Source organism: Streptomyces spiralis, from assembly GCF_014654675.1.
Taxonomy (GTDB): Bacteria; Actinomycetota; Actinomycetes; order Streptomycetales; family Streptomycetaceae; genus Streptomyces; species Streptomyces spiralis.
In genome coordinates this window covers 236023-261565 of sequence record NZ_BNBC01000004.1, presented here as the reverse complement: position 1 = coordinate 261565, position 25543 = coordinate 236023, and the positions used below count along the sequence as shown (strand labels likewise).

Below are 25543 nucleotides of genomic sequence, written 5' to 3'. Positions count from 1 at the left end.
ACGATGTGGGCGGTCCGGCCGAGCCGAAGCCCGAAGTGCCCGGTCCGGCGGCGGGCACCGACGACCAGCAGATCGGCCTCAGTGGGCGACGGCGAGCAGCACCGACGTCCAGGGCCTCCGCCGCTCGCACCTCGTGCCTCCTCGAGCCTCCTCGAGCCCCCGGGGCGGGGTTCAGCCGTGCGGCACGACGGCGACGGGCGCGGTGCCGTGGTGCAGCACGGCGTGGGTGACATGGCCGATGCGGGCGCCGAGCGGGTTGCGGCGCACGCGCCGGCCGACGACGACCAGGGAGGCCTCCCGGGACCTGTCGATCAGGAGCTCGGCGGCGCTGCCGCAGCGGCACTCCTCGAGGACCTCGACGTCCGGGTACTTGTGCCGCCAGGGGCGCAGCACGTCCGTCAGGGCGGTGGACTCGCTCGCCGCGAGCGACGCGTGCAGTTCGGCGTCGGCGGGCATCGCGTAGCCGTAGTACGGGGGCGGGTACCAGCCGTGCACGACCCGCAGCGAGGTGCGGCGGCGCAGGGCCGCCTCGAAGGCGAACCCGATCAGGTCCTCGTCCGGGGCGGTGGTGTCCAGGCCCAGGACGACGGGCCGGAAGGGAGCCGCCGTGGACGGGACGCCCGCGGGGTCCATCGTGTGCTCGTCCGCGGCCTGTTCACCGGCGCGGACCAGGACGACGGGCCGTTCGGCGTGGGCGATGACGGACAGGCCGACGGAGCCGACCATGAATCCGCCGGCCCCGCCCAGGGCCCGTGAGCCCAGCACGAGCAGGTCGACCTCCCTGGCCACCTCGGCGAGCAGGTCGGCCGGACGCCCCGGCAGTTGCTCGCTCACGACTTCGACGCCGGGGTGGCGCAGGCGAAAGCCCTCGGTCGCCTCGCGAGGCACCCTCTCGGTCCAGTGCTGGTGGGTCTCCGCGCCCAGCAGCGGCGCCTGCGCCATGGCCTGTGGCACTGGCTCCCACACGTGCACGAGCTTCACCGACGCGTCGAGCAGCTTCGCCTCCCGTGCCGCCCATTCAGCGGCGGCGCGGCTCTCGGGCGACCCGTCGAGACCGACGGTGACGGTGGGGGGCATGGTCTCCACCTCCTGCGAGTGATCCGGAACGAGGGATCCGCCACGACGGATCCACCACGAGCATCGCCGCCGCGGTGGGGCGCGGGTCAGGGGCCGCAGGTCCCCCCTCGGGGCCGACCGACCCCAGCAAGTCCGCAGGGACCGTGCGGCAGGGCCGTACGGGGCGGACCGGGGCCCACTCGGCCCCTGCCCGCCGCGGCACCGCCGTCCCGGACCGGGGCGGTCACCGTCCAGCGCCGCCCACCGCGGTCCGCGGGGAGGAGTACCGCATGATCGACGAGACACCCCCTAGGCTGGTCGCCGCCGCGGAGCGCGGCCTGTGGGTGGCCGCGGCCCACTTCGGCCGGGAACCGGTCACCCGACTCCTGCCGCATCCCGACCGGCCCACGCTGCTCGCCGCCGTGCGGCCGGCAGGCCCGTCGCACTCCCCTGCCGTGCCCGGGCTGTACGACGCCGTGTGGCGCCGGCACAGCAACCGGTTCCCTCGTGACCGTGGTCGGGTCTTCCTGGTCGGGGGTGCGGTCGGGGGCGGCGGCAGGTCCGGCTCGTACACGCGGCGCCGGGCAGGCCGGCACCACACCGTACGGGAGGAACGGGCCGACGATGACAGGGGTGGACCGACCCGGCGCCGTGACCGTCACAGGGCTCCGGCGTCCCGGGCCGTCCAGACGCTCGGGTAGATCGGCCGGAAGCCGAGCTCACGGCGGATGCGCTGGTTGGACATGATCCCGAACCACGGATCGGGGTCCGTGAGCTCGTGGAGCCCGGCGGGCACCTCGACACCGTTGAGCTGATACAGCTCGACCGTCGTGACCGGGGCGTCGTCGGCGATGTTGTAGATTCGGCCGGCGATTCCCGGCGCGTACAGCAGACGCATCAGGCCCTGGGCGACGTCCGCGTGGTGGGCCATCTGCAGGCGCTGGTGCGGTGCCCAACGGGCGGCCCAGTGCAAGGAGTTGGCGAGGTGCGGGTCACCCTCGCCGTAGACGAAGGGCAGCCGCCCGATGCGTACGTCCAGGCTCTCGAGCGCGAGCAGTTCGCGCTCGGCCTCGGCCTTGGACTCGGGGTAGGCGCCCCACATCTCGCCGCCCGGTCGGCTCTCGTCCTCCTCGATCAGCGGTCGGCCCCGTCCGACGCCGTACACATTGCCCGTGCTGACCTGCACGAACCGGGCCACGCCGGAGGCCTGCGCGGCGCGGCCCAGGGCCACCGCGGCGTCCCGGTTGACGGCCCACGCCTCCTCGTCGGGCACCCCGCGGAAGGAGGCGGCGACGTTCACGACGGCGTCCACGCCGGCGAGCGCCTTGCCGAGGGTCTCCTCGTCGCGCATGTCTCCCACGGCGACCTGGGCGCCCAGCTCCGCGAAGCGCTCGCCGCGGGCCGCGTCCCGTACCAGGACTCGCACCTGCTCGCCCGGCTGCCGCTGGGCCAGCAGCCTCGGCACGAAGCGGCGTCCGACCTGTCCCGTCGTACCGGTCACCAAAGTCAGCATGATGTGCTCCTCACGCACTGTGTCGTCTGTCGTCGACGACCAGCCTCGGCGGATGCGGGGACGGCCGGGAGAGACCTCTCCATCAGGGGATCGGGAGTCCCTGGATAAGCCGGCCGGCGTCCCGCACCCTGGAGAGGTGAACCGAGCCGAACTCGCCGACTTCCTGCGCCGCGCTCGCGCCCGCCTGGACCCCTCCGACGTGGGTCTCACGGCCGGCGCCCGCCGCCGTACGCCGGGGCTGCGCCGCGAGGAGGTGGCCCAGCTGGCCGGCATGTCCGTGGACTACTACACGCGGCTGGAACAGTCCCGGGGCCCGCGCCCGTCCCGCCAGATGCTCACCGCGCTGGCCCGTGCCCTGCGCCTGACGGAGGACGAACGCGACCACCTCTTCCACCTCACCGGTGAAGAGCCGCCGCGCCGGGAGTCGACCAGCACGCACGTGCGCCCGGGCCTGCTCCTGGTGCTGGACCGGCTGCACGACACCCCGGCGATGGTGGTGACCGACTGCGGCGAGGTCCTGGCCCAGAACGCGCTGTCGCGGGCGCTGAGCGGAGACGTCCTCGCCCGCCCGCCCCGAGGACGCAACATGATCCGCCGCTTCTTCCTGGACCCGGCGGCCCAGGAGCTGTTCCCGCCCGAGGACCGCCCGGAGCGCGCCCGCGAGCAGGTCGCCGGCCTGCGAGCGGTGGCCTCGGCCCGCCCCAGGGACCCCGAACCCGCCTCCCTCATCGCCGAACTACGCGCCGGGAGCGAGGAGTTCGCCCGCCTCTGGGACGAGCACGAGGTCGCCGTACGCCGCGCCACCACGAAACGCTTCCGGCACCCCGCGATCGGCATCCTCGAACTCGACTGCGAGATCCTCGTCAACTCCGACCACAACCAGCAGCTCGTCATCCACACGGCCCGCCCGGGCACGGAGTCGTACGAGCGCCTGCAGTTGCTGCGGGTGGTGGGCTTGCAGGACCTGACGCCGACAAGCTCCTGACCGCATGCGCCCCGGCCGCACCCAGCCGTCATGCCCCGGGCCCGCTGTCATACCCGGGGCCTAGAGTCCTGCACATGTCCCGTCACACACCCAGCCGTCCGGTCGACGTGGAAAGCCTCTTTCCCGAGTTGCGGCCCTTCCGCCGTGAGTCCGTCCGCCTGCACCCGCGTCCTGGTTCCCCGACCTGCGAGGACAGTTCCGTAGGAGGTCCCTTGCTCTGGCCTGCCGCGGAGCCCTGGCCGGTTTGCAGGGAGGAGCACTACGACCCGGACGGCACGAATCCGGCCGCGCCCTCGGTACCCATGGTCCCCATCGTCCAGGTTCGTCGTGTCGACGCGCCGTCCCTGCCCTTCCCCGAGGGCACGGACCTGCTGCAGGTCCTGTGGTGCCCTTACGGGCACGGCGAATTCTGCTACCCCCTGCCCCAGGTCCACTGGCGGGACTCGGGCGCCGTAGGCGATGTGCTGCCCACTCCGGTGCCGGCCGCTGAACTTCCTGAGGACTGGTACCCGGCTCGCTGTACCGTGCACCCCGAGCAGGTGACCGAGTACCCGAGCCGGGACCTTCCCGACGAGGTTCACGGCGCCCTCAAAGGCCGCTTCGACGAACTGTTCGCCGAAACCGGCCTGCGGTACTCCTACCACCTGGCGGAGGCCCCAGGGATCAAGCTCGGCGGCTACCCCGGCTGGACGCAGGAACCGGTATGGCCCGGCTGCGAAGGGTGCGGCAGCCGGATGGAGCACCTCCTGACGGTGTCCAGCTGGGAATTCGACGGTGAGTCCTGGCGCACGTGGCTGCCCGAGGAGGACCGAGCCGACGAGAACGAATCGGGCGGTCGGCGATGGAAGGAAGACGCTCACAACCCCGCCGGGCTGTGCCTCGGCGACGCCGGAGGCGTCTACGTCTTCGAGTGCCGTACCTGTCCCGACCGGCCCATCGGGCACTGGTTCGACTGCTCGTGACCACCGGGGCCCGGGTGGGGCCCCCGAACGACGCCGCGGCCAACCCCGCAGGTGCGCCGGCGGCGCCCGTACGACCGGGTACGGCACGACGTCGTCGCCTACGCCAAGCGGCAGGGCACAAGCCCACGCCGGGCCCGCACGTCCCAGGGGCCCGGCACCGCCTCGACCTGCCGAAGATCAGGAGTTCTCGCCGCGCAGCCGGTCGCGGGCCTGGGTGGCGATGACCGCGGCCTGGATGCGCCGCTCGACGCCGAGCTTGGCCAGCAGACGGGAGATGTGGTTCTTCACCGTCTTCTCCGCCAGGTAGAGCCGCTGGCCGATCTGACGGTTGGTCAGGCCCTCACCGATCAGATCCAGGATCTCCCGCTCCCGGTCGGTGAGACCGGGCAGGGCATCCGGCTCCTCCTCGTGCTGCTGACCGCCCCTCAGCCGGGCCATCAGCTTCGTCGTGGCGCTGGCGTCGAGCAGCGACTGACCGCCCGCCACCGTGCGCACCGCCGAGACCAGGTCGGAGCCCTGGATCTGCTTGAGCACGTACCCGGACGCGCCCGCCATGATCGAGTCCAGCAGCGCCTCCTCGTCGTCGAACGAGGTCAGCATCAGACAGGCCAGCTCCGGCAGGCGGGAGCGCAGCTCACGGCAGACCGTCACACCGTCCCCGTCGGGCAGCCGGACGTCCAGCACCGCGACGTCCGGACGCAGCGCCGGTACACGCACCAGCGCCTGCTCGACGGTGGCGGCCTCGCCGACCACCTCGATGTCCGGTTCGTCGTTCAGCAGGTCGTGCACTCCGCGCCGTACCACCTCGTGATCGTCGAGGAGAAAGACCCGGACCGGGGCGTCGGGGTCGGCCTGCTCGCGGTCCGCCATGTGTCAGTCACTCCTTGCCACGGGATACGCGTTCCACAGCACACCTTCCCGGAAAACGGGACATGGGGACAGGGCCGATCGGCCCTATTCCGATCCTCCCCGGCCGGGGCGGGACGGCCATGGCCCATGCGCTGTCCGGCGCTCCTCGCCACCGTCCCGGACGGCCGGCATCGACGGTGAGCCACAAGCGCACAGGGAGAGGAACCGTGATGACCGCGGCGGCCCTCGTCTACGCCCTCGCCCTGATCGCCCTCGCGGCCACCGGTGCGGGCGCCGCCTGGGGACCGGGCCGGCTGTGGGCGCGCCTGCCCTTCGTCAGCCGCAACCGCCGGCTCCTCTGATCACCTCCGGCCCGGCCGCCACCGGGACCCCACCGCGACCCGCGGCGGGGTCCCGCGTCCGTGATGGATTCCAGGTGGCAGGGGCATTCCGGGTGGGCCGGGGCTTCCGTGTGGCCGGCGCCGGGGTGGCCCCGGCGGGCCCGCCGGGTCGCCTTCGCCCGGCGTTCGGCCTCGGTGCCCATGGGACGAACGTGGGCGCGCCAGCTGTTCGCCACCGCAGGACCCTCACCGGACCGCCCGCCCTCCCCCTCGGCCTGAGCGCTCTCGCCGACCAGCGCCCCACCGCCTCCACCCACCGTTTCGCCCCGGGCGACGTCCTCCTGCTGTGCATCGACGGACTGGTCGAGGCCCGCGATGCCACCGGCGCCTTCTGTCCGCCGCTGCTCGACCGGCTCCGGCACCGCTTCGCCGGCCGGCCCGCGCCGGGCCCCGCCGAGGTCGTCGACTTCCTCAGCACCGACCTGCCCCGCCACACCCGCCAGTTCCACGACGATGTCGCCGTCCTCGCCGTCGCCCCGCACACCGGCCCTCCACCGTGATCGTCCCGGGTCGTCCCAGGTCGTCCCGGGTCTGTCAGTGGGTGAGGCGGGCGGCGAGCAGGGCTACGTCGTCGGGGAACGTCCCGCCGCCCTGGGTGAGCAGGGCGTCGCAGAGGTCGGCGAGGGGCCGTGTGGCGTAGCTGGCCGCGAGGTGGGTGGCCTGGTTCATGCCGACGTCGAGGGAGTGGTCGCGTTGCTCGACCAGTCCGTCGGTGTGCAGGAGCAGTGTCGAGCCGGGCGGGAGTGTCAGTTCGTGGTCGGGGCGCTTCAGCCCGGGGTCGACGCCGAGCGGGTGACCGGCGCTCTCGGTGTGGAGGTAGAGGGCCTGGTGTTCGGCGGTGGCCAGAAGGGGTGGCAGATGGCCTGCGCTGGCCCAGCGCAGCGGGCGGCTGCCGTCTGCGGCCGGTGCCTCCAGGCGGGCGACGAGGACGGTGGCCATCGGTCCGCCGTACAGGTCGTGGAGGATCTCGTCGAGACGGTGGAGGATCCGGCTGGGGGGCTCCTGTTCCTCGTAGGCGATCACGCGCAGGGCGTTGCTGATCTGGCTCATGAGGGTGGCGGCCTCCAGGCCGTGGCCCATGACGTCGCCGACCATCAGGCAGGGCACCCGGTCGGGGAGGTTGATGAGGTCGTACCAGTCCCCGCCGATCCTGGGGGCCTGGGTGGAGGGCTGGTAGCGGGCCTGCAGCTCCAGGCCGGGGAGGCCGGGCAGGTCGGGCAGGAGGCGGCGCTGGAACTCCTCGGTGGCCTGGCGCAGGCGCTCGTAGAGACGTGCGTGCTCGATGGCCACGCCGGCCGCGCCGGCCAGGGCGGTGACGATCTCCTCGTCGTCGTCGGTGAAGGCGTCGCCGTGCTTGTCCGCGAGATAGAGGTTGCCGTAGATGGTGTGGCGCACCGAGATGGGCGCCCCGAGCAGGCTGGTCATCACGGGGTGGCCTTCGGGGAAGCCCGAGGCGCGGGGGTGCGCCGACAGGTCGTCGATCCGCAGCGGCTTGGGGTCGCGGACGAGCTCAGCCAGGAGTCCGGTGCCGTGCGGGAGCTCGGCACCGGACTCCTCGCGGAACTGGTCGGCGCCGAATCCGGAGGTGATCAGTTCGGAGAACCTGCCGTCCTCGCCGAGGACGCCGATGGCGGCGTAGCGTGCGTCGATCAGCCGCCGGGCCGACTCGGTGATGGTGTGCAGGACCACGTCCAGTTCGAGGGTGCCGCTGATGGCCACCACCGCGTCCAGCAGTGAGCGCATACGGCCGTGCGCGTGGGCCAGCCGCTGCAACCCGGCCTGGAGGCGGTCCAGGTCGTCGCCGCCCAGGAGCGGTGGCAGCCGGGTCTGGTGCGCGCCGCGGCTCCGTGAAGGTGTCTCCACGCCACTCGCACCTCCTCACCTGCCGCGGCCTGGTCTTCTGAGCCGGGTACCCGGACCCCGCTGTTCCAGGCCGCGCCGCCGCGGCGCACGCCGCCCCGCTACTTGATGCCGGTCGTGGCGACTCCCTGCACGATCTGCCGCTGGAAGACCAGGAACACGGCGATCAGCGGGAGGAAGCCCAGCACGGAGGAGGCCATCACCTCGGCGTACTGGATGTTGCTGTTGCTGACCAGGGAGGCGAGGCCCACCGGGATGGTCTGGGACTTGGTCTGGTTGAGGACGAGCAGCGGCCAGAGGAAGGAGTTCCAGGTGGTGATGAAGGTCAGGATGGCGACCGTGGACAGCGCGGGACGGCACAGCGGCATGCCGACCCTCGCGTAGATCCGCCACCAGCTCGCCCCGTCGATGCGGGCGGCCTCGATCAGGGCGAGGGGGATGCCGCGGAAGAACGCCTGGAAGACGAACACCGAGATCGGCGCGGCGATCGAGGGCAGGATCAGCGCCCAGAAGGTGCCGAGCAGGTGGAACGCCCGGTACTCGATGAACTGCGGCAGCACGAGCGCCTCGCTCGGCAGCATCAGCCCCGCGGCGACCAGGGCCATCACCGCGGCCCGGCCGCGGTAGCGCAGGAACGCCAGCGCGAAGCCGGCCATCGAGCAGAACGCCACCGTGAAGATCACGGCGAGTGCCGAGATGACCAGGCTGTTGAGGTACCAGGTGCCGATCGGGTGGGTGTCCCACGCGGAGGAGTAGGCGTGCAGGGACCAGCCGCCGGCGAACAGCGACGTCGGGTTCTGGGTGATCGATCCGTCGGAGCGCAGGGAGGTGGCGATCGCCCAGGCGAAGGGCACCAGCCAGATCAGGGCGAACAGGGTCAGGCACACGGCGCAGAGCCGGTTGAAGAGCGCCGCGCCGTCGGTCGCCGGCACGCTCTTCGTCGTGGCGGGCCGCGGCTGGGTGATGGTGGTCATGAATCCTCCGCTCAGGCCGCGGTGCTGCTCGCGCGACGGCGGCGCAGCCCGTACCAGGCCGCCGAGATCGCGACGATGACGACGAAATAGACCATGGTGGCGGCGGCGCCGTAGCCGCCCCGGTAGGCGGTGAAGCCGGTGTCGTAGATGTACTCGATGACCGGGCGGGTGGACTGGTCGGGCCCTCCGGAGAGGAGCAGGTAGATCTGGTCGAAGACCTTCAGCGAGGCGAGGATCTGCAGGATCAGCACGAGGCTGGTGGTCCGGCCGAGCAGCGGCACCGTGATGTGGCGGATCTGCTGCCAGGGGCCCGCGCCGTCGATGGCCGCCGCCTCGTAGACGTCCGGCGGGACGTCCTGGATCGCGGCGGTGTAGAGCACGAAGTTGAAGCCGAAGGTCCACCACAGGGTCATCAGCGTCACGGCGGTCCAGCCGCCCGCGGTGCTGCCGATGAAGTCGGGCACCGGCAGTCCGACGGCGTCGAAGATCTTCGGGAGGAGTCCGATCTGCGGGGTGTACATCCACAGGAAGATCAGCGCGACGACGGACGACGGCACGACGTACGGCGCGAAGAACGCCAGGCGGTACAGGACCCGGCCGCGCCGTACGCGGGAGGCGAGGATGGCGCCGGCCAGGGCGAGGACGACCAGGGGTGGTGTGGTCAGCAGCGTGAAGAGCACCGAGTGCCACATGGCGTCCCAGAACTGGGGGTCGGTGACCACCTCGGTGTAGTTGGACAGGCCGACCCAGTCACCCAGACCGCTCTTGACGGTGGTGGTGTTGAAGAAGCTCAGCACCACGCCCACGAGCAGCGGGCCGATCAGGAACAGCAGGTAGATCACGAGGAAGGGTGCGGTGAGCAGCGCTCCGGCCCGGCGTTCGGAGCGGGAGGGCCGGTCGGCGGGCGGGGCCGCTGCGGGCGCCGTGGGTGCCGGTCGCGTCGGGACGACGGTCGTCATGGTGACTGAAGCCTCCTACTTCATCGTGACCGGCGGTCGTGCCGTGGTGAACCGCTTCAGGTCGGAACGCAGGCCGGCCACCGCGGCCTTGGGGCTGAGCCGCCCGGCGATGGCCTCGATGATCGTCCCGCCCACGACACTCTGGAAGTCCGAACCCGCGCCGGTGTACCAGGCCTCGGGGTCGTACCGGGCGTCGAAGGCGGCCTGTACGTAGTTGCGCTGCGGCGACTGGTCGAGGAACGCCTTGCTGCGCTGGGTCGGCAGCCAGGCGGGGATGTGCCCGCCCTCGGCCCATACGGCACTGTTGTCGAGCAGGCTCTTGATGAACTGCGCCGCGTCGCGGGTCCGGGTCCCCGAGCGACTGCCGTTGCGGGGCAGGACCAGGGCGTGCGAGTCGGCGTAGGCCACCGGTTTGGGCCCCAGCAGCGCCGGGAACGGCACGACGTCGAAGCGGAGGCCCTTGACCTGCCGGTATGTGGGGATCTGCCACTCACCGTCGAAAAGGAAACCGGCCTTGCCCGTGCTGAACAGGGCGTTCGCGCCGGAACCGTTCAGCTCTCCCGGCATCAGGCCGTCGGCGGTGAGGCTCTGCATGAAGGCGACCGTCTCCTGCACCGCCTCGGTGTCGAGGGCGATCCTGGTGCCGGAGTCCGTGACGACCGGACCGGCCAGGCCGGAGTAGATCATGCTGAAGTAGCGCCACGCCGTGGACGGGTCGGCGATGACCGACATCACCGCTCCGTACTGGGCGCCGCCCGCGGTCTTCATGGCCTTCACGGCGGCCAGGAAGTCCTCCTTGCCCTTGAGCGGGGTGAGGCCGTCGCCGGCGGTGTTGAGGAGGCCGGCCCTGCGGGCCAGGTCGATGTTGTAGTAGAGGACGAAGGGGTGCGTGTCCAGGGGCACCGCGTACACCGTCCCGTCCACGGTGGCCTTGCGCCAGGCCGCGGGCGTGAACTTGTCCTCGGTGATGCCCAGTTCGCCGAGTCCGGCCTTCTCTATCGGGTCCAGCAGCTCTGAGGCGGCCAGCAGCGGGAGCCGTGACAGGTGGACGATGCCGACGTCCGGGGGCGTGCCGCTCGCGGTGGCCAGTGCCAGTTTCGTGTAGTAGGGGTTGCCCCAGGCGAGGACGGTCGCTTCGACGGAGGTCCCCGGGTGGGTCTTCCTGAACCTGTCCTCCATCAGCACCATGTTGGCGCCGTCACCGCCGGTGAACAGGTTCCAGAAGATGACGTCCGCGGTGTTCGGCTGAGAGCCCGTCAGCCCGGATGCGAGCGGTGAGGAGCATGCCGCGAGCGCTCCGGTCAGGGCGAGTCCACCGCCGAGGGCCAGGAGCCGTCGGCGCGCCATCGCTCCACTCATAGGGGTGTGCACCTCGTTGAATTCGGTGTGGCCTCGATGGCGCAGACCCTGACACACGATTTACAACGATGCAATACACCGGCGAAAAGTAGTCACATCCGAGGTCCGCATCATTCCCGGCGTCACATGATCTGCCGCGCCGACGACGCCATTCCGCCCCTCGATCCGTCCTTGCATCGATGTAAACGATCACTCATGATGGCAGCACTTCGAACGTGGAGACGCCGTGGCCGGGGACGTACGGAACGGCAGAAGGAGGATCAGTGAGGGTGAGCGAGCAGGACGGGACGTATCCGAGGCCGATCCTGCGCCGGGAGCGGTGGCACAGCCTGGACGGCGTCTGGGAGTTCGGGTACGACGACGCCGACGAGGGCGAGCGCGCCGCGTGGTTCACCGAGGGGGTGACGGGCGCCTTCGACCGGGAGATCACCGTCCCGTACCCGCCCGAGGCCCCCGCCTCCGGCATCGGCGAGACCGCGCCGCACGCGGTGGTCTGGTACCGCCGCCGCATACCCCACGAGGTCCTCGCGGCCGGCGCCGGCCGGCGGGCGCTGGTGCACTTCGGAGCCGTCGACCACCGGGCGAAGGTGTGGCTGGACGGCCGGCTGGTGGCCGAACACGTGGGCGGCCAGACACCGTTCACCGCCGATGTGACCCATGCGCTGCGCCCCGGTGCCGGGGAGCACCTGCTCGTCGTCCGGGCCGAGGACCATCCGGCCGACCTCGCGCAGCCGCGCGGCAAGCAGGACTGGCAGGACCGCCCGCACGAGGTCTGGTACGAGCGGACCACCGGCATCTGGCAGACGGTGTGGACCGAGACGGTGGCCGCCCAGCACATCACCGACCTGGCCTGGATCCCCGACCCGGCGCGCGGCGTGCTGGCCGAACTCACCCTGGCCCAGGTGCCGGCCGCCCCGGTGACCGTGGAGATCGTGCTGAGCCGTGACGGCGAGGTGCTGGCCGAGAGCACCAGCACGGTGCGCACCCCACGCTGCCGGATCGACCTCGTCGTTCCCGCGCTGCGCAACGGAATCGACCGCGAGGAGCTGCTGTGGAGCCCCGAGCGGCCGACCCTGCTCGACGCGCGGGTGACCGTGCGCGAGGCGGACACGGCCGCGGTGCTCGACACGGTGGACAGCTATGTGGGCCTGCGCAGCGCGGGCGTCGGCCGCGGCGCCTTCCTGCTGAACGGCCGTCCCTACTACGTGCGTTCGGTGCTCAACCAGGGCTACCGCCCCGACACCCTGATCGCGAACTCCGGGACCGCCGAGCTGCGCCGCGAGGTCGAGCTGATCAAGGCGATGGGCTTCAACGCCGTCCGCGTCCACCAGAAGGCCGAGGACCCGCGCTTCCTGTACTGGGCCGACCGGCTCGGCCTGCTGGTGTGGGGCGAGACCGGGGCCGCGTACGAGTTCGGCACCGAGGCCGTGGAGCTGCTCATCCGTGAGTGGCCGGCCATGGTGCGACGCGACCGCAGCCACCCGTCGATCGTCACCTGGGTGCCGGTCAACGAGAGCTGGGGCGCCTCGGACATCCCCCACGACCCCGCGCAGCGGCACTACTCCCTCGCCCTGGCCCACCTCACCCGGGCCCTGGACCCCACCCGGCCGGTGATGTCCAACGAGGGCTGGGAGCACACCGACAGCGACATCCTCGGCGTGCACGACTACTCCTCCGACCCTCGGGTGCTGACCCGGCGCTACGGCGACGCCGCCGCCTTCGACCGGCTGCTCGCCGGTCCCGGCCCCCAGGGACGCGTGCTGTCGGTCGGCCCGCGGCAGAAGGAGCGGTACGCCGCCGGTGACGCGCCCTTGATGATCACCGAGTTCGGCGGGCTGTCGGTACGCGCGGACGACGGCGACTTCTCGTACACCCGGACCGGCTCCGAGGCCCAGTACGCGGCCCTGCTCGGCGACATCTTCGGTGCGCTGCACGCGAGTACGGTCGTCGCGGGCTTCTGCTACACGCAGTTCATGGACACCGCCCAGGAGACCAACGGCCTGCTGTGCGCGGACGGTTCCCCGAAGCTGCCGCTGGAGACGATCCGCCGCATCGTCACCGGCGCACAGCCGGATCCCGACGAGAAGCCGGAGCCCCCGTCGCTCCCGTGATCGCGGATAGGATCCCACCGGAGGGGAAGGAGGTGCGGCGGTGGCGACCAGGCCGAGGATCAAGGACGTCGCGGAGTACGCGGGCGTCTCCCCCAAGACCGTCTCCAACGTGATCAACGACTTCGAACACGTCTCGGAGCACACCCGGGCCGCCGTGCGGGAAGCCATCGAGGCGCTCGGCTACCGGGTCAACCTCGCCGGCCGGCAGCTGCGCCAGGGCCGCACCGGCATGATCACGCTGGCGGTCCCCGAGCTCGACGTCGCCTACTTCTCCGAGCTGGCCAAGCACGTCATGGCCGCGGCGGACCGGCGCGGCCGCACGGTACTGCTGCACCAGACCGGTGGGGTCCGCGAGCGTGAGCTGTCCGCCCTGCACGGGTTCGACGCCCAGTTCACCGACGGGATCATCCTCAGCCCGCTGTCGCTGACGCCGCGCGACCTCGCCACACGGGACACCCGGCTGCCCGTCGTCCTCCTCGGGGAGCGCCAGGCCCCGGGCGCGGTGGACCATGTGGGCATCGACAACGTCGCCGCCGCCCGTGAGGCGACCGAGCACCTGCTCGCCCGAGGGCGGCGCACCATCGCGGTCGTCGGAGGAGCGGTCCGGGGCCGGCAGGGCACCGACCGGCTGCGCACCAAGGGCTACCAGTCGGCCCTGCGGGCCGCCCATGTCCCGTTCACACCGGATCTGATCGTACCGGTCGAGCACTACCACTGGCAGGACGGCGCCCGGGCGGCGGCCGCCCTGCTGGAGCGGCAGCCACGCCCCGACGCCCTGCTGTGCCTGAACGACCACCTCGCCCTCGGCGCGCTGCGTGCCCTGCACGAGGCCGGCCTGCGCGCCTCCCACGACCTCGACGTGGTCGGGTTCGACGACATCGAGGCCTCACGTTTCAGCGTGCCGAGCCTCACCACGATCGCTCCCGACAAGGAGGCCATCGCGGACAGCGCGGTGTCCCTGCTGATCGACCGGATCGACCGGCCGGACTCGGAGGACGCCATCGACCGTCTCGTCGGCCACCGGCTGGCGGTGCGGGAGAGCACCGGCGAGCGCCCCTGACCTGCCGCCGCGCACCCGGCTGCGCTCGCTCACGGTCAGGAGCGAATCACTCAGGAGCAGAGGTTCACGTGCCGGACGGCCAGGACGTGCCCCGCCGCGTCGATGAGGCGGCTGCGGGAGAGGTGTCCGCCGGTCACCGCGTTGGTGATCGCCGTCGCGATCGAGGACGTCTGGGAGCTGACGTTGCCCTTCAGGTCGAACATGACCATGTCGGCACCGGAGCGCAGGGCCTGCACGGCGGCGGCGGGAACGCTGAAGCCGGCGGCGGAGATCGCCTTGGCGCTGAGCGAGTCGGTGAGCACCAGCCCCTTGAAGCCCATCTTGCCGCGCAGCTCGCCGATGGCGGTGGGTGACAGGCTCGCCGGGTTGGTGCCCAGGCCCGGCACGATGTTGTTGGCGACCATGATGGCCGGGGCACCGGCCTTGATGGCCGCTGTGAACGGCGGGATGGCCACCTTCTGCAGGGTGGACCAGGGCAGCGTGCGGGCGGGGCCGAAGTCGGAGTTGTAGGTGGAGCCGCCGATGCCCGGGAAGTGCTTGACGACGGGTATGACGCCTCCGGCGCGCATCCCGTTCATGTACGCGACACCGGCCTTGGAGACCACCGAGGTGTTGCCGCTGAAGGAGCGCCATCCGTCGGGGTTGGTCTTGCTGGGAGCCACGTTCCTGCCGTCGACGTCGACCACCGGCGCGAGATTCATGTTCACCTGGGCGGCCGCCATCTTGGTGGCGACCTTCGTGACGTTCTGCTGGATCTGGGCCGGGGTCCAGTGCGCCCCCATGTACGCGGCCCAGGGCAGGGATCCGACGAGGTTGGCCATGCGCTGGATGCCGCCGCCCTCCTCGTCGGTCATCACCAGCAGGCCGAGGTGGCCGGGCACATGCGACTTCAGGGTGTTCAGCCGGGCGCCGAGGTCGGAGGGCGCCGTGCTGCCGAAGAGCAGCACTCCGCCGGCGCCGGCGCTCACCTCGGAGGTGGCGTCGGACACCGAGGTCTCCGAGACCGGGACGGCGATGGTCAGCATGGCCAGCCGGTGGTTCGACCACCCCGTCAGCTTCGAGCTGTTGGTGCACGCCTTGGCGGTCGCGGTGGCGGCGAGGTCCGGAGCGAGCGAGGGGGGCGAGGTCTGGGCGGGGCGGGTGGCCGAGGACGCGGCGGGCGGGGCGAGGGACACGCCGGGGCCGCTGGAGTGCGGGGTCGCGTTGGGGGTGCCGGTGCCCGCGCCGCAGCCCGCCAGGAGCACCGCCGCCACGGCGGCGCCGCTCGCTCTGCCGGCGGTCGTGGCCCGGCCACGCGGCCGCCGGGGTGCTGTCGCGCTTCTCCGCGGCACTATCTCGCTTCTGCTGTCCCGGTACGACGAGAGGTTCATCGCCCGATCTCCTTTCGGAAGACGCGACGGTACGCGTCGCGCTCAGGGCCGTATGAGCACGAGGTGGGCCTCGCGAAGCATGGGATGCGCTCCGGCCCGCTTTTGTTCGCTCGTCCGCGGGCGACGTCACACCAGCATCTCTCGTTTCGGAGTCGGCCGAAAGGCGGGCATCGAAGGCGGGCTCCCGGTGGCCACGGGCCTCCGTCAGGGCGACCCGAGAACGGCCGAACGCGATGGACCGGCCTGGAGAGCCTCCTGGACCGGTGGGGCCGGTGGGCCCGGTGCACGGGTCGCGACGGCGCGGCGCGTGTGGGCGGTGACGTCCTCGACGATGCGCCGGCAGACCTCGGCGGCCCGGTCGAACAGGTAGAAGTGGCCACCGGGCAGGCGGTGGAAGATGGCGGAGGCCCGGGTGTGCTCCCCCCAGCGGCGGACCCGCTCCGGAGGGACCAGCGGGTCCGCCTCCCCCGCGAACAGCGAGAGCGGCGTGGTCAGCGGAGGTCCGCCGTCGTACTCGTAGGTGTCGATGATCTCCAGGTCCCGGCGCATGGTGCGGACCATCCGCTCGGCGAGGACCGGATGGTGCCAGGCGCTGTCCGGCGTGCCGCCCAGCCGCCGCATGAAGTCCTCCAGCCGTTCGCGCGGCCAGGTGTGGCGCCGCGGTGCCGCCGGACCGCCGGTCTCCGGCGCCGGGCTGCCGGAGAGCCCGAGCCACAGGGGCGGCCGGCCCAGCCGTTCCAGCGCCCGGACCAGTTCGAAGGCGACGAGCGCTCCCATGCTGTGCCCGAACACGGCGTACGCGCCGACGGGCTCGGCCCTGAGCACGGGCAGCAGCCGGTCCACCACCTCGCCGACCGAGCGGCAGCCGTGCTGCCCAGACGCGTGCACACGGCCCGGCAGTTCCGCCGCCAGCACCCGCCAGTGCTCCGGCAGGTGGCTCACGAAGTGCCGGTAGCCGCCGGCGGAGCCGCCCGCGTGATGCAGCAGGACCAGTGTCAGTTCGGGGACCCTGGCGGTCCGCAGCTCCACGCATCTCACGGTCTGGCTCCCGCGAGCAAGCCGTGCCGGACCGGCGGGTGGTCCGGGTGATCCGGGTCGTCCGATCGGCCCGGCGGCTGGACCGCGTCGCCGTGCGCCCGGCCGGCCACGTGATGGATCGGGCCGGCGGTGGCGGACAGGGGCAGGCAGGAGCCGCCGCGCCGGTGGGCGACGATCTCGGCGGCCACGGAGACGGCGGTCTCCTCGGGGGTGCGGGCGCCGAGGTCGAGCCCGATCGGGGACCGCAGCCGGGCGATCTCGGCGTCGCCGAGGCCGGCCTCCCGCAGCCGGGCCTCCCGCTCGAGGTGGGTGCGGCGGGAGCCCATGGCGCCGACGTAGCGGACCGGGAGGCGCAGGGCCCGCTCCAGCAGCGGGATGTCGAACTTCGCGTCGTGGGTGAGCACGCACAGCACGGTGCGGCCGTCGATCCGGTCGAGCTGGGTGTCGAGGTAGCGGTGCGGCCAGTCGACGACGACCTCGTCGGCGTCGGGGAAGCGACGGCGGGTGGCGAAGACGGGACGGGCGTCGCACACGGTGACGTGGTAGCCGAGGAACGTCCCGATCCCCGCCACGGCCGCGGCGAAGTCGATGGCACCGAAGACGATCATGCGGGGCGGGGGGACGTACGCCTCGACGAAGAAGGTGGCGGTGCCCGGGCCGGTGTCGTCGCACGGGGTCCCGGCCGGCCCGAGGACGACCTCTCCCGTGCGGCCGGTGTCCAGCATGGCCCGGGCCTGAGCCGCGACCGCGCGCTCCAGGGCGGCGTACCCGCCGAGTCCGCCGCGGTGGCCGTCGGCCGTGACCGCCACGGCCGCGCCGACGAGGTCCGGCGGACCGGCGACGGCCCGGGCGAGGGCGAGCGGAGTGCCGGAGGCCAGGGAGGCGATCGCCGCGTCGATCGCCGGGTCGGAGCCCGGGACGACCGGCTGCACGAAGACGTCCAGCACGCCGCCACAGGTCAGGCCGGCCGCGAAGGCGTCCTCGTCGCTGTAGCCGAAACGCTCCAGCAGCGCCTGTCCCGAGCCGATCGCCGCCCGGCAGAGCTCGTACACCGCGGCCTCGACGCAGCCGCCGGACACCGAGCCGACCGCCTCGCCGTCGGCGCTGACGGCGAGAGCGGCGCCGGGCCCGCGGGGCGCGCTGCCGGACACCCGCACCACGGTGGCCACGGCGAAGCTCCGCCTGTCGCGGTGCCAGGCGCGCACGCTCTCGGCGATGTCCTTCATCTCGGTCGTCCCCCGCTGGTCTTCATCTCGGTCGGTCCTCACTCGTCTTCATGCGTCTTCATGTCGGTCGCGGTCCTCACCGCCCGGTGGGGCGGCGTCGGATCGCCGGTGTCAGGCGGCGCTGAGGCAGAGACCGCCCCCGTCGCCCGCGTAGAGGCTCTCGATCGGGATCCAGCGCAGCGAGGTGCCGGTCAGCGCCTCGGTCGCCACGGCCGCGGCACCCGTGTGGGCGGGGCCGCACGGGATGTCCACCACCGTCCACCCCGGCGGCCGTGCCGACTCCTCGGCGCCCAGGTAGTCCTGCGAGAGCGGGCGGCCGAGCCCTGTGCCGAGGCCCTTGAGATAGGCCTCCTTGCGCGTCCAGAGCTGGCCGAAGGCGGCCCGGCGCAGCGACGCCGGGACGGCTTCGATCTCCGCCCGCTCGTCCGGGTGGACCGCGGTCGAGCAGACCTTGACCGTGGAGGTCCCGGGGACCTCCTCGACGTCCACCCCGATCGGTACGGCCGCGATGCCGATCAGCGCCATCCCGCTGCTGTGGGAGAGCGAGAAGTGCACGGCGGAGTCGGGCACGCCCAGCGTGGGACGGCCGTGCGGCTCGTCGCAGCAGGGGCACGGCAGGCGGACGAACCGCAGACCGGCCGGCGGGTGGTCGAGGTAGGCGCCGAGCAGACGGCGCAGGGCGATGTGCGCCGAGGCGTACAGGAAACCGCCCTTCTGGCGCCGGCAGGAGCTGGCCCGGGCGCGTTCGCTCTCGTCGAGAACGGACAGGTCGAGCGTGCCGGTGATGTCCTCGGGAGAAGGCAGGCGCAGCAGCCAGAGGTCCGCCCGGCCCTCGGCGGGCACCGCGACCCCGCTCACCCTCTCGCCGCCGATGCGGTGATCACACCGGCCACCGACTCGGCGGTGTGGGCCGCGAGCCCGGTGATGGACGCGGCGCCCAGCACGGTCCTGAGGTCGAGCTCCACGCCGATCGCACCGTGGACGCGCCGCTGGAGTTCCACGCCCGTCCTGGAACCGATGCCGACGACGGTGAGGGGGCTGGCGGGATCGACCCGCTCCGGGTCGGTCCGGAGGATGCCGGCGACCTCGTGCCGCAGGTACTCCTCGACCAGGGCGGCCCGGGCCGCCGGGTCCGCGGCGGCGAGTTCCGCGGGCGTGGGGGCGGTGACCCCGGTCGCGTCCTCCGCTTCGTCCCACTCCGCGGGGCCCAGCCACTCGGGGACCATCGGGTGCAGTGTCATGTCGTCGCTCCGTCGTCGTCCTGGGACTTCATCAGGGTCATCACCCGGTCCGGGAGCAGCGGCAGCGCGCCCACCGTCCCGGTGAGCCGCAGCGCGTCGCGGACCGCGTTGGCCACCGCGGCGCCGACGCCCGCCGTGCCGCCCTCGCCCGCGCCCCGGACGCCGAGCGGGTTTCCCGGGGCCGGGGAGTCCTCGAAGATCTCGGTGCGGATCTCGGGAAGGTCCGACGCGCGCGGCCAGAGGTAGTCACCGAGGGTGGTGGCCAGGGGCATGCCCCGCTCGTCGTACGGGAACTCCTCGAACAGGGCGCCGCCGATGCCCTGGACGGTGCCGCCGACCAACTGGGCATGCACCAGAGCGGGGTTGACCGCCCGGCCGATCTCGTAGCTCACCGCGTAGCGCAGCAGCTTCACCGCTCCGGTGCCCGGGTCGACCTCGGCCTGCGCGTAGTGCGCCCCGTAGGGATAGGTCATGGCATCGGCCAGGTAGGTACCGCGGCCGATCAGTCCCGGCTCCTCGCCGGTGCGGACGTAGGGCGGAGCGAAGGAGGCGGCGGCGATCTCGCCGAGGGTGACCCGGCGTCCGGGTTCGCCGTCCGCCTCCAGGCCGCCGTCGCGTACGACGAGCCGGTCCGGGTCGGTGCCGAGCAGGCCGGCCGCCACCCGGCGGGCCTTGGCCAGCACCTGTTCGGCGGCGAGCTTCACGGCCGTGCCGCCGACCACCGTGGTGCGGCTGGCGAACGTGCCCGAGCCGTCGGCGAGGATGTCGGTGTCGGAGAGCACCACGGTGACGGACTCCGTGCGGACGTCGAACTCCTCGGCGGCGATCTGGGCCATCACGGTCTCGACGCCCTGCCCGACGTTGGCCCCGCCCATCGCCACCCGGATCGCGCCGGTCACGCCGACGTCCACCACCGCGCTGTCGTGGCCGAGGCCGGCCTTCTCCAGGATGACGGCGCAGCCGGTGCCGACCAGCCGGCCCTGCTCCCTGGCCCTGCGGGCCTCCTCGCGCCATGTGTCGTAGCCGAAGATCTCCCGGGACTTGTCGAAGTGCTCCAGGTGGTCCTTGCCGTCCAGCAGCATCGGCGCGCCGAAGACGTGCAGGGGTCGCCGGTGCGGCAGTTCGCCGCCGTCCAGCAGGTTGATCCGGCGCAGTTCGACCGGGTCCACGCCGAGCCGGTCGGCGGCGAGGTCCATGGCGTGCTCGCGCACGAAGTTGTGCTGGAATCTGCCGGGCGCGCGGTAGGTGCCGACCGGGGTCTTGTTGGTGGTCACGATGTGCACCCGGCTCCGGCAGGCGGCCATCCGGTACGGGCCGGACATCAGGGCGGAGGTGAGGGCGGCCACGACGGCCCCGTGGGTGCGGATGTAGCCGCCGGTGTCCAGCCACGCCTCGCCGCGCAGGCCCAGCAGCCGGTACCGCTCGTCGAAGGCGAGCTCGATCCGGTGCTCCTGCTCGCGGGCGTGGTTGGCGGCGATCAGGTGCTCGGTGCGGTCCTCGGTCCACTTGACCGGGCGGCCGGTGCGCAGGGCGAGGAACGGCACGAGCAGGTCCTCGGGGTAGAACTCGCCGCGGATCCCGAAGCTGCCGCCGGCGTCGCTCTCCAGCATGTGGATCTGGTGCTCGGCGATGCCGAGCATCCGCGCGGTGACCCGGCGGTTGAAGTACGGGACCTTGGTGGCGCCCCAGACGGTCATCCGCCTCGCGCGCGCGTTCCACTCGGCGACGAGGCCGCGCGGCTCCAGGGGCGTGCCGCTGTGGCGGCCCACCTTGAGGTCGGCGGCGACGACGTGCGGTGCCGTCGCGAAGACCTCGTCGACGTCGCCGTAGGAGAAGTCGACGGTGCCGACGAGTGCGCTCTCACCCGGCCGGCTCTCGGGCCGCAGCGTGGCGCCGGCCCGGGCGTCCAGCGAGACGGGCAGTTCCTCCAGGTCGAGCGCGACCAGGTCGGCCGCGTCCTCGGCGAGGTACGGGTCCTCGGCGAGGACGGCGGCGACCGGGTCGCCCACGTACTGGACGAATCCGGTCGCCAGGGCGGGTTGGAGGTAGGGAGTGAAGTCGATGCCGGGCGAGGGCTGGCGGACCGGGATCCGGGGCATCCCCGCCAGATCGGCGGCGGTGATCACGTCGACCACGCCGGGGAGGGCGGCCGCGGCCTCGACGTCGATCCCGCGGATCCGGGCGTGGGCGACGGGCGAGCGGACCACGCGCAGCCAGAGCTGGCCGGGCCGCACGATCTCGTCGTGGAAGCGGCCCTGGCCGCGCAGCAGCCGGTCGTCCTCCAGGCGCGGTACGGAGACTCCGATGGCGTTCACGCGTCCGCGCCCTCCTGCTCCTGGTCCTCCGGGCCGAAGGCGTCGCCGGTCCGGGTGGCCGCCTCCACCGCGTCGACGATGGCGGCGTAGCCGGTGCAGCGGCACAGGTTGGCGGCGACGCACTCGGTGATCCGGGCCCGGTCCGCGGTCGGCTCCTTGCGCAGCAGGGCGGTGCCGAGCATCAGGAAACCAGGGGTGCAGAAGCCGCACTGGAGGGCGAAGTTCTCCTTGAACGAGCGCTGCAGGGGGTTCAGCCGGCCGCTGGTGGGGTCGTTCTCGGCGAGCGACTCGACGGTCTCGACGGCGGTGCCGTCCGCCTGGGCCGCGAGCATCAGGCAGGAACGGACGGGTTCGCCGTTCACCAGGACGGTGCACGAGCCGCAGACCCCGGTCTCGCAGCCCACCGTCGTGCCGGTCAGGCCGAGGTCGCGCCGGAGCACGTCGGCGAGGCTGCGCCGGGGGTCGACGGCCAGGGTGTGCGCGGCCCCGTTGGCGCTGAGCTCCAGCGGGATGGGTGTGGTCATGGCGCGGTTGCCTCCTGGAGTCGGGCGGTGCTGCGGGCGAGGGACGCTGCCAGCGTCCGGCCGGTGAGCGTGCGGGCGAGGTCGCGGCGGTACCCGGCCGGAGCCCGGTGGTCCGCGCGTGGGTCGAGGTCCTTGGCGGCCAGCCGGGCCGCGTGGTCGAGCAGTCGGGGTTCGGGGACGCCGCCGAGCAGGGCCTGCTCGGCGGTGCCGGAACGCACCGGGCGGTCCTCGACGCCGCCGAGCGCGATCCGGGTGGCGGCGATCCGGCCGTCGGGACCGAGCACGATCTCCGCGCCGGCGGCGACCAGGGGGAGGCTGCCACGCTGCGGTCCGTACTCCGCGACGGCGGCGGTGGCGGCGGGGCGGGGGAAACGGACGCCGGTGAGCAGGTCGCCCGGCGCGAGCGCGGTGCGGTGCGCCCCGGTGAAGAACTCCGCGGCCGGGATGGTGCGTTGCCCCTCGGGGCCGAGGACGTCGAGGTCCGCGTCCAGCAGGACCGCGAGCAGGCACCACTCGGCGGCGGGGTCGGCGTGGGCCAGGCTGCCGCCGACGGTGCCGCGCACGCGCACGGGGAGGTGACCGATCAGCCGGGCGGTCTCCGGCAGGACGGGCAGGCCGTCCCGGACGTGGGGGTCCGCGGTGCGTTCCAGGGCGGCGTGGGTGGTAAGAGCGCCGACCCGCAGGGCGCCGTCCTGCCGGCCCGTCCCTCGCAGCGCGGCGAGCCGGGCGACGTCGACCAGTGCGATGGGGCGCACCAACCGGCGGTTGAGCAGGGGGAGCAGGCTCTGGCCGCCGGCGAGGACGCGGGCGTCGGGGCCGTACTCGGTGAGCAGTTGAACGGCTTCTTCGGCCGTGTCCGGCCTGTGGTAGGCGAATGGCGGCGGCTTCATGCCTTGTCTCCTGAACGTGGCCCGACGGGTCGGGCGTGGGTGTCCGGCCCCCGTCGGGCCCGGCGAGCGGGCCCGACGGATGCGGTCCGGGTCGGTCAGGGCTGGTTGACCTGCGGGACCTCCAGCGTGGTGTGACCCAGCTGGCGCATCAGGTCGGCGATGTCGAAGTGCGCCGAGCGGGAGATCACCTTGTCACCGTCGAAGTGGTCGATGCCGATGGCGCCGAAGGTCGCCCGCCGTCCGCTGGGCGGAAGGCCCCGGAACGGGCCGAGCTGGGTGCCCGTGCACTCGACGCGGGTGATCACCGTGTCGCCCTCGGCCCACTGCTCCTGGACCAGGTCGATCATGTCGGGGAAGGCGGTCCGGAACGCCCGGACCCAGGTGCGCACGCCCTCGGGGCCGCGCAGTCCGAACTGGGGCCAGTCGAAGTCCTCGTGGAAGAGCTCGTCCGCGAGTTCCAGCTCGCCCTTGGTGATGATGTGCTCGAAGAGCAGGGCGATGCGCTGTTTGCGGGCCTCGGGGGTGGTTCCCTGGGGAACGGTGGTCATGCCGGTTCCTCTCTCGGTCGTGGCCGTGCGGCGGCCGGCCGCGGGCACGTGGTGGACGGTGGCTGTCACTTGGCGGGGCGGGGCAGGGCGAGGCTGACCGCGGCGGCGACCAGCACCAGCACCAGCCCGATGCCGCCGACCCACTCGAAGGCAGAGGCGTACGAGCCGACGCCGTGCGGGGTGCCGAGGGCGCCGAAGAAGACCGAGCCGATCGCGGCGACGCCCGCGGCGCTCGCGAACTGCTGGGCCGTGGTGAGCACGCCGGCCGCGGCACCGGCCTGCTGCGGGCGCACCCCGGCGAGCACCGAGCCGACCAGGGCGGGCACCGCCAGGCCGTTGCCGAGGCCGATCAGCACCATCGGGCCGATCAGCCGGGCCGCGCTGGTGTGGTCGCCGGAGGCGGTCAGCACGATCAGCAGGACGACGAACCCGATCGCGGCGATCGAGGCACCGGTGGTGATCATGCGGCTGCCGTAGCGGGCGGTGATCCGCTGGGAGGCCATGGACGCGCCGGAGAAGGCCAGGCCGAGCGGGGTGAAGGTGAACCCGGCCTCCAGCGGCGTCAGGCCGAGCCCCGACTGGAGCACCAGGGTCAGGGTGAACATGAAGCTGAAGAACCCGGCGAAGGTCGCGATGCTGACCACCAGGCCGCGGCTGAAGGCCCGGTCGGCGAAGAGCGACAGGTTCAGCAGGGGCTGTCCGCCGCGGCGGGCCAGACCGCGCTCCCACAGCAGGGTCAGCGCCATCGCGGGCACCGAGGCGACCAGGCTGATCCACGTCCACACCGGCCAGCCCTCGGTCCGGCCGAGGACGAGCGGCACGAGGGCCAGCGCCAGGCTGACCGGGACACCGACGGCACCGAGCGGGTCGAGCGCCGGCCGCGCGGTGGGCTTCCGGCGCGGCAGCAGCCGGGCCGCGAAGGCCAGCATGACCAGGCCGACCGGCAGGTTGACCAGGAAGATCACCCGCCAGCCGAGGCCTGCCACGTCCGCCTCGAGGAGCGCGCCGCCGAGCACCTGTCCGGCGACCGCGCCGACGCCGACCGTGACGCCGAACCAGGACAGCGCCCGTGCCCGCTCGGCGGGCGGGAAGGTCGCCGTGATCAGCGCCAGCACCTGGGGCACCATGGCGGCGCCGGTCAGGCCCTGGACCAGCCGGGCCGCCACCAGCTGGCCCGGTGTCTGGGCGATGCCGCAGAGCAGCGAGGCGACGGTGAAGGCGATCGTGCCGGTGAGGAAGACCGCGCGGGAGCCGAACAGGTCGCCGAGCCGGCCGCCGGTGACCAGGCCGCTGGCGTAGGTGAACGCGTAGCCGGCGACGATGAGTTCGAGCGCGGCCTGCCCGGCGTGCAGACCGTGCTCCAGTGACGGGGCGGCGACGTTGACCACGTAGAGGTCGAACTGCGCCATGAACATGGCCGCCAGGATCACCGGCAGCATCAGCCAGCGCTTGGCGTACGGGCCCGAGTCGGCCTCGGGGGCCGGGGCGGGCGCCGCCGGGGCCTCGGAGGCCGCGGCGCCGTCCTTCTGGGTGAGAGACATGGCAGTGGGATTCCTTCTGCAGTTGCGGTTCCTGGTGAGGCCTCAGGCGGCCTTGGTCGTGGAGCGCTCCCGCTCCAGCCGCCAGTCGATCTGCGCGTACTCGGCCTGGGCGCGGGCGATGGCCTCGTCCACGTCGCACACGGTCGGCAGATCGAAGTGGGCGACGATCTTCTCCAGCCGCTCGCGGGGGGTGCCGGAGACCATGAAGTACGGGATCTCCAGCTCGTGGAGGGCGGCGAGCAGCCTGGCGTCGCAGGCGGCACGGAAGCCCTCGTTCATCGGCCGGTGGCCGTCGGCGGAGAGTCTCAGTTCGTTGCTGAGGTGCACGAAGCCGTCGAACGACGCCTTCACGTGCTGCTTGAAGTAGTGGCCGAGCTGGTCGGTGACCTGCTCGAAGAAGGCCATCTCGGGGGTCGACGGCGGCGTGCTGCCGGGCACGGCGGCGCCCGGGTCCATGCCGAACTCGACGCGCACGGCGGCGTAGATCCATTCCTGGAGCGAGGAGCCGTCGGCGATGAAGCTGTCGCCCAGCAGTGCCTCGTTGACGGCGCGGCCGACGTGGCGCCGGACGGCGAGCTGGATGTACTCGGCCGGGGTGACCTCGGTGAGCGTCTTGCCCGGGACGGCGTCCGGCATGATCTCGCGGATGGTCTTGGCGGGAGAGCGGGGTATGCCGGTCAGGTGCGACAGGGCGATCGCGGTGGAGGTCTTCCCCGCGGAGTAGGTGCCGGAGACGGACAGACGCATGGTGATTCCTTGTC

Annotated in this window: 25 protein-coding genes; 7 read left to right on the top strand and 18 right to left on the bottom strand. The window is 72.7% G+C overall.

Annotated elements, in window-relative coordinates:
- Positions 1–171: 171 nt before the first annotated feature.
- The gene (locus IE318_RS07080; RefSeq protein WP_189897632.1) at positions 172–1077 is read right to left on the bottom strand and encodes a universal stress protein; all 906 of its coding nucleotides are present in this window, start codon (positions 1075–1077) and stop codon (positions 172–174) included.
- A 269-nt stretch (positions 1078–1346) separates the two neighbouring features.
- On the opposite strand from IE318_RS07080, the gene IE318_RS07075 reads away from it, so the two are divergent.
- Positions 1347–1757 (top strand): hypothetical protein, encoded by a 411-nt coding sequence (locus IE318_RS07075; RefSeq protein ID WP_189897630.1) that lies wholly within the window; start codon positions 1347–1349, stop codon positions 1755–1757.
- Here the strand turns inward: IE318_RS07075 and IE318_RS07070 are convergent.
- Entirely contained in the window at positions 1715–2569 is an 855-nt protein-coding gene (locus tag IE318_RS07070) for an NAD-dependent epimerase/dehydratase family protein (RefSeq protein WP_189897627.1), read from the bottom strand. The two genes, IE318_RS07075 and IE318_RS07070, sit on opposite strands and share 43 nt — an antisense overlap.
- Positions 2570–2705: 136 nt before the next feature.
- On the opposite strand from IE318_RS07070, the gene IE318_RS07065 reads away from it, so the two are divergent.
- Together IE318_RS07065 and IE318_RS07060 are read left to right on the top strand one after the other, a co-directional pair.
- Positions 2706–3554: a helix-turn-helix transcriptional regulator gene (locus IE318_RS07065; RefSeq protein ID WP_189897624.1), complete on the top strand. Its 849-nt coding sequence runs from the start codon at positions 2706–2708 to the stop codon at positions 3552–3554.
- A 212-nt stretch (positions 3555–3766) separates the two neighbouring features.
- Complete coding sequence (locus IE318_RS07060) at positions 3767–4516, top strand: DUF1963 domain-containing protein (RefSeq protein WP_229903389.1); 750 nt, start codon at positions 3767–3769, stop codon at positions 4514–4516.
- Between the two features lie 177 nt (positions 4517–4693).
- On the opposite strand, the gene IE318_RS07055 is transcribed toward IE318_RS07060, so the two are convergent.
- Positions 4694–5386, bottom strand: coding sequence for a response regulator (locus tag IE318_RS07055; protein ID WP_189897620.1), 693 nt, complete (start codon positions 5384–5386; stop codon positions 4694–4696).
- A gap of 209 nt (positions 5387–5595) precedes the next feature.
- Here IE318_RS07055 and IE318_RS46110 point away from each other — a divergent pair, with 209 nt between their 5' ends.
- Positions 5596–5727, top strand: coding sequence for a hypothetical protein (locus IE318_RS46110; protein ID WP_268256731.1), 132 nt, complete (start codon positions 5596–5598; stop codon positions 5725–5727).
- 191 nt (positions 5728–5918) lie between these two features.
- Complete coding sequence (locus IE318_RS07050; RefSeq protein WP_229903388.1) at positions 5919–6266, top strand: SpoIIE family protein phosphatase; 348 nt, start codon at positions 5919–5921, stop codon at positions 6264–6266.
- Between the two features lie 34 nt (positions 6267–6300).
- Here the strand turns inward: IE318_RS07050 and IE318_RS07045 are convergent, their stop codons facing one another.
- The 4 genes from IE318_RS07045 to IE318_RS07030 form a co-directional block, all read right to left on the bottom strand.
- Positions 6301–7629, bottom strand: a complete 1329-nt coding sequence (locus IE318_RS07045; RefSeq protein WP_229903387.1) for a PP2C family protein-serine/threonine phosphatase — start codon at positions 7627–7629, stop codon at positions 6301–6303.
- A gap of 98 nt (positions 7630–7727) precedes the next feature.
- Entirely contained in the window at positions 7728–8600 is an 873-nt protein-coding gene (locus tag IE318_RS07040; RefSeq protein ID WP_030166768.1) for a carbohydrate ABC transporter permease, read from the bottom strand.
- An 11-nt stretch (positions 8601–8611) separates the two neighbouring features.
- Positions 8612–9559 (bottom strand): carbohydrate ABC transporter permease, encoded by a 948-nt coding sequence (locus IE318_RS07035; protein WP_030166772.1) that lies wholly within the window; start codon positions 9557–9559, stop codon positions 8612–8614.
- 15 nt (positions 9560–9574) lie between these two features.
- Positions 9575–10918, bottom strand: coding sequence for an extracellular solute-binding protein (locus IE318_RS07030; protein WP_229903386.1), 1344 nt, complete (start codon positions 10916–10918; stop codon positions 9575–9577).
- A gap of 269 nt (positions 10919–11187) precedes the next feature.
- Here IE318_RS07030 and IE318_RS07025 point away from each other — a divergent pair, with 269 nt between their 5' ends.
- A complete protein-coding gene (locus IE318_RS07025) occupies positions 11188–13029 on the top strand; it encodes a glycoside hydrolase family 2 protein (RefSeq protein WP_229903385.1) in 1842 nt (613 codons plus the stop codon).
- A gap of 40 nt (positions 13030–13069) precedes the next feature.
- Complete coding sequence (locus IE318_RS07020; RefSeq protein ID WP_189897613.1) at positions 13070–14089, top strand: LacI family DNA-binding transcriptional regulator; 1020 nt, start codon at positions 13070–13072, stop codon at positions 14087–14089.
- 50 nt (positions 14090–14139) lie between these two features.
- Here IE318_RS07020 and IE318_RS07015 read toward each other — a convergent pair whose 3' ends face one another.
- The 11 genes from IE318_RS07015 to IE318_RS06965 form a co-directional block, all read right to left on the bottom strand.
- Positions 14140–15459 (bottom strand): glycoside hydrolase family 3 N-terminal domain-containing protein, encoded by a 1320-nt coding sequence (locus IE318_RS07015; protein ID WP_189897610.1) that lies wholly within the window; start codon positions 15457–15459, stop codon positions 14140–14142.
- 204 nt (positions 15460–15663) lie between these two features.
- Positions 15664–16488, bottom strand: coding sequence for a thioesterase II family protein (locus IE318_RS07010; RefSeq protein WP_189897608.1), 825 nt, complete (start codon positions 16486–16488; stop codon positions 15664–15666).
- Positions 16489–16493: 5 nt separating this feature from the next.
- The gene (locus IE318_RS07005; protein WP_189897606.1) at positions 16494–17723 is read right to left on the bottom strand and encodes an XdhC family protein; all 1230 of its coding nucleotides are present in this window, start codon (positions 17721–17723) and stop codon (positions 16494–16496) included.
- A 111-nt stretch (positions 17724–17834) separates the two neighbouring features.
- Complete coding sequence (locus IE318_RS07000) at positions 17835–18581, bottom strand: 4'-phosphopantetheinyl transferase family protein (RefSeq protein WP_189897604.1); 747 nt, start codon at positions 18579–18581, stop codon at positions 17835–17837.
- Positions 18578–18964 carry an acyl carrier protein gene (locus IE318_RS06995; protein ID WP_030166804.1) on the bottom strand — a complete coding sequence of 129 codons (387 nt, stop codon included), beginning with the start codon at positions 18962–18964 and terminating at the stop codon, positions 18578–18580. The genes IE318_RS07000 and IE318_RS06995 overlap by 4 nt, the downstream gene beginning before the upstream one ends.
- Positions 18961–21279 (bottom strand): xanthine dehydrogenase family protein molybdopterin-binding subunit, encoded by a 2319-nt coding sequence (locus IE318_RS06990; protein ID WP_189897600.1) that lies wholly within the window; start codon positions 21277–21279, stop codon positions 18961–18963. The genes IE318_RS06995 and IE318_RS06990 overlap by 4 nt, the downstream gene beginning before the upstream one ends.
- The gene (locus IE318_RS06985) at positions 21276–21803 is read right to left on the bottom strand and encodes a (2Fe-2S)-binding protein (RefSeq protein ID WP_189897598.1); all 528 of its coding nucleotides are present in this window, start codon (positions 21801–21803) and stop codon (positions 21276–21278) included. The genes IE318_RS06990 and IE318_RS06985 overlap by 4 nt, the downstream gene beginning before the upstream one ends.
- Positions 21800–22693 carry an FAD binding domain-containing protein gene (locus IE318_RS06980; protein ID WP_189897596.1) on the bottom strand — a complete coding sequence of 298 codons (894 nt, stop codon included), beginning with the start codon at positions 22691–22693 and terminating at the stop codon, positions 21800–21802. The genes IE318_RS06985 and IE318_RS06980 overlap by 4 nt, the downstream gene beginning before the upstream one ends.
- A gap of 95 nt (positions 22694–22788) precedes the next feature.
- Positions 22789–23241: an ester cyclase gene (locus IE318_RS06975; RefSeq protein ID WP_189897593.1), complete on the bottom strand. Its 453-nt coding sequence runs from the start codon at positions 23239–23241 to the stop codon at positions 22789–22791.
- Between the two features lie 65 nt (positions 23242–23306).
- Positions 23307–24782: an MFS transporter gene (locus IE318_RS06970; protein ID WP_189897591.1), complete on the bottom strand. Its 1476-nt coding sequence runs from the start codon at positions 24780–24782 to the stop codon at positions 23307–23309.
- A 42-nt stretch (positions 24783–24824) separates the two neighbouring features.
- On the bottom strand, positions 24825–25529 hold the full coding sequence (locus IE318_RS06965) for an AAA family ATPase (protein ID WP_189897589.1): 705 nt from the start codon (positions 25527–25529) through the stop codon (positions 24825–24827).
- Positions 25530–25543 lie beyond the last annotated feature (14 nt).

Excerpts from the sequence above, each read along its gene's own strand:
- IE318_RS07080 (WP_189897632.1), bottom strand. The coding sequence starts at position 1,077 with ATGCCCCCCACCGTCACCGTCGGTCTCGACGGGTCGCCCGAGAGCCGC.
- IE318_RS07075 (WP_189897630.1), top strand. The coding sequence starts at position 1,347 with ATGATCGACGAGACACCCCCTAGGCTGGTCGCCGCCGCGGAGCGCGGC.
- IE318_RS07070 (WP_189897627.1), bottom strand. The coding sequence starts at position 2,569 with ATGCTGACTTTGGTGACCGGTACGACGGGACAGGTCGGACGCCGCTTC.
- IE318_RS07055 (WP_189897620.1), bottom strand. The coding sequence starts at position 5,386 with ATGGCGGACCGCGAGCAGGCCGACCCCGACGCCCCGGTCCGGGTCTTT.
- IE318_RS46110 (WP_268256731.1), top strand. The coding sequence starts at position 5,596 with ATGACCGCGGCGGCCCTCGTCTACGCCCTCGCCCTGATCGCCCTCGCG.
- IE318_RS07040 (WP_030166768.1), bottom strand. The coding sequence starts at position 8,600 with ATGACCACCATCACCCAGCCGCGGCCCGCCACGACGAAGAGCGTGCCG.
- IE318_RS07035 (WP_030166772.1), bottom strand. The coding sequence starts at position 9,559 with ATGACGACCGTCGTCCCGACGCGACCGGCACCCACGGCGCCCGCAGCG.
- IE318_RS07030 (WP_229903386.1), bottom strand. The coding sequence starts at position 10,918 with ATGAGTGGAGCGATGGCGCGCCGACGGCTCCTGGCCCTCGGCGGTGGA.
- IE318_RS07015 (WP_189897610.1), bottom strand. The coding sequence starts at position 15,459 with ATGAACCTCTCGTCGTACCGGGACAGCAGAAGCGAGATAGTGCCGCGG.
- IE318_RS07005 (WP_189897606.1), bottom strand. The coding sequence starts at position 17,723 with ATGAAGGACATCGCCGAGAGCGTGCGCGCCTGGCACCGCGACAGGCGG.
- IE318_RS06995 (WP_030166804.1), bottom strand. The coding sequence starts at position 18,964 with ATGACACTGCACCCGATGGTCCCCGAGTGGCTGGGCCCCGCGGAGTGG.
- IE318_RS06985 (WP_189897598.1), bottom strand. The coding sequence starts at position 21,803 with ATGACCACACCCATCCCGCTGGAGCTCAGCGCCAACGGGGCCGCGCAC.
- IE318_RS06980 (WP_189897596.1), bottom strand. The coding sequence starts at position 22,693 with ATGAAGCCGCCGCCATTCGCCTACCACAGGCCGGACACGGCCGAAGAA.
- IE318_RS06975 (WP_189897593.1), bottom strand. The coding sequence starts at position 23,241 with ATGACCACCGTTCCCCAGGGAACCACCCCCGAGGCCCGCAAACAGCGC.
- IE318_RS06970 (WP_189897591.1), bottom strand. The coding sequence starts at position 24,782 with ATGTCTCTCACCCAGAAGGACGGCGCCGCGGCCTCCGAGGCCCCGGCG.
- IE318_RS06965 (WP_189897589.1), bottom strand. The coding sequence starts at position 25,529 with ATGCGTCTGTCCGTCTCCGGCACCTACTCCGCGGGGAAGACCTCCACC.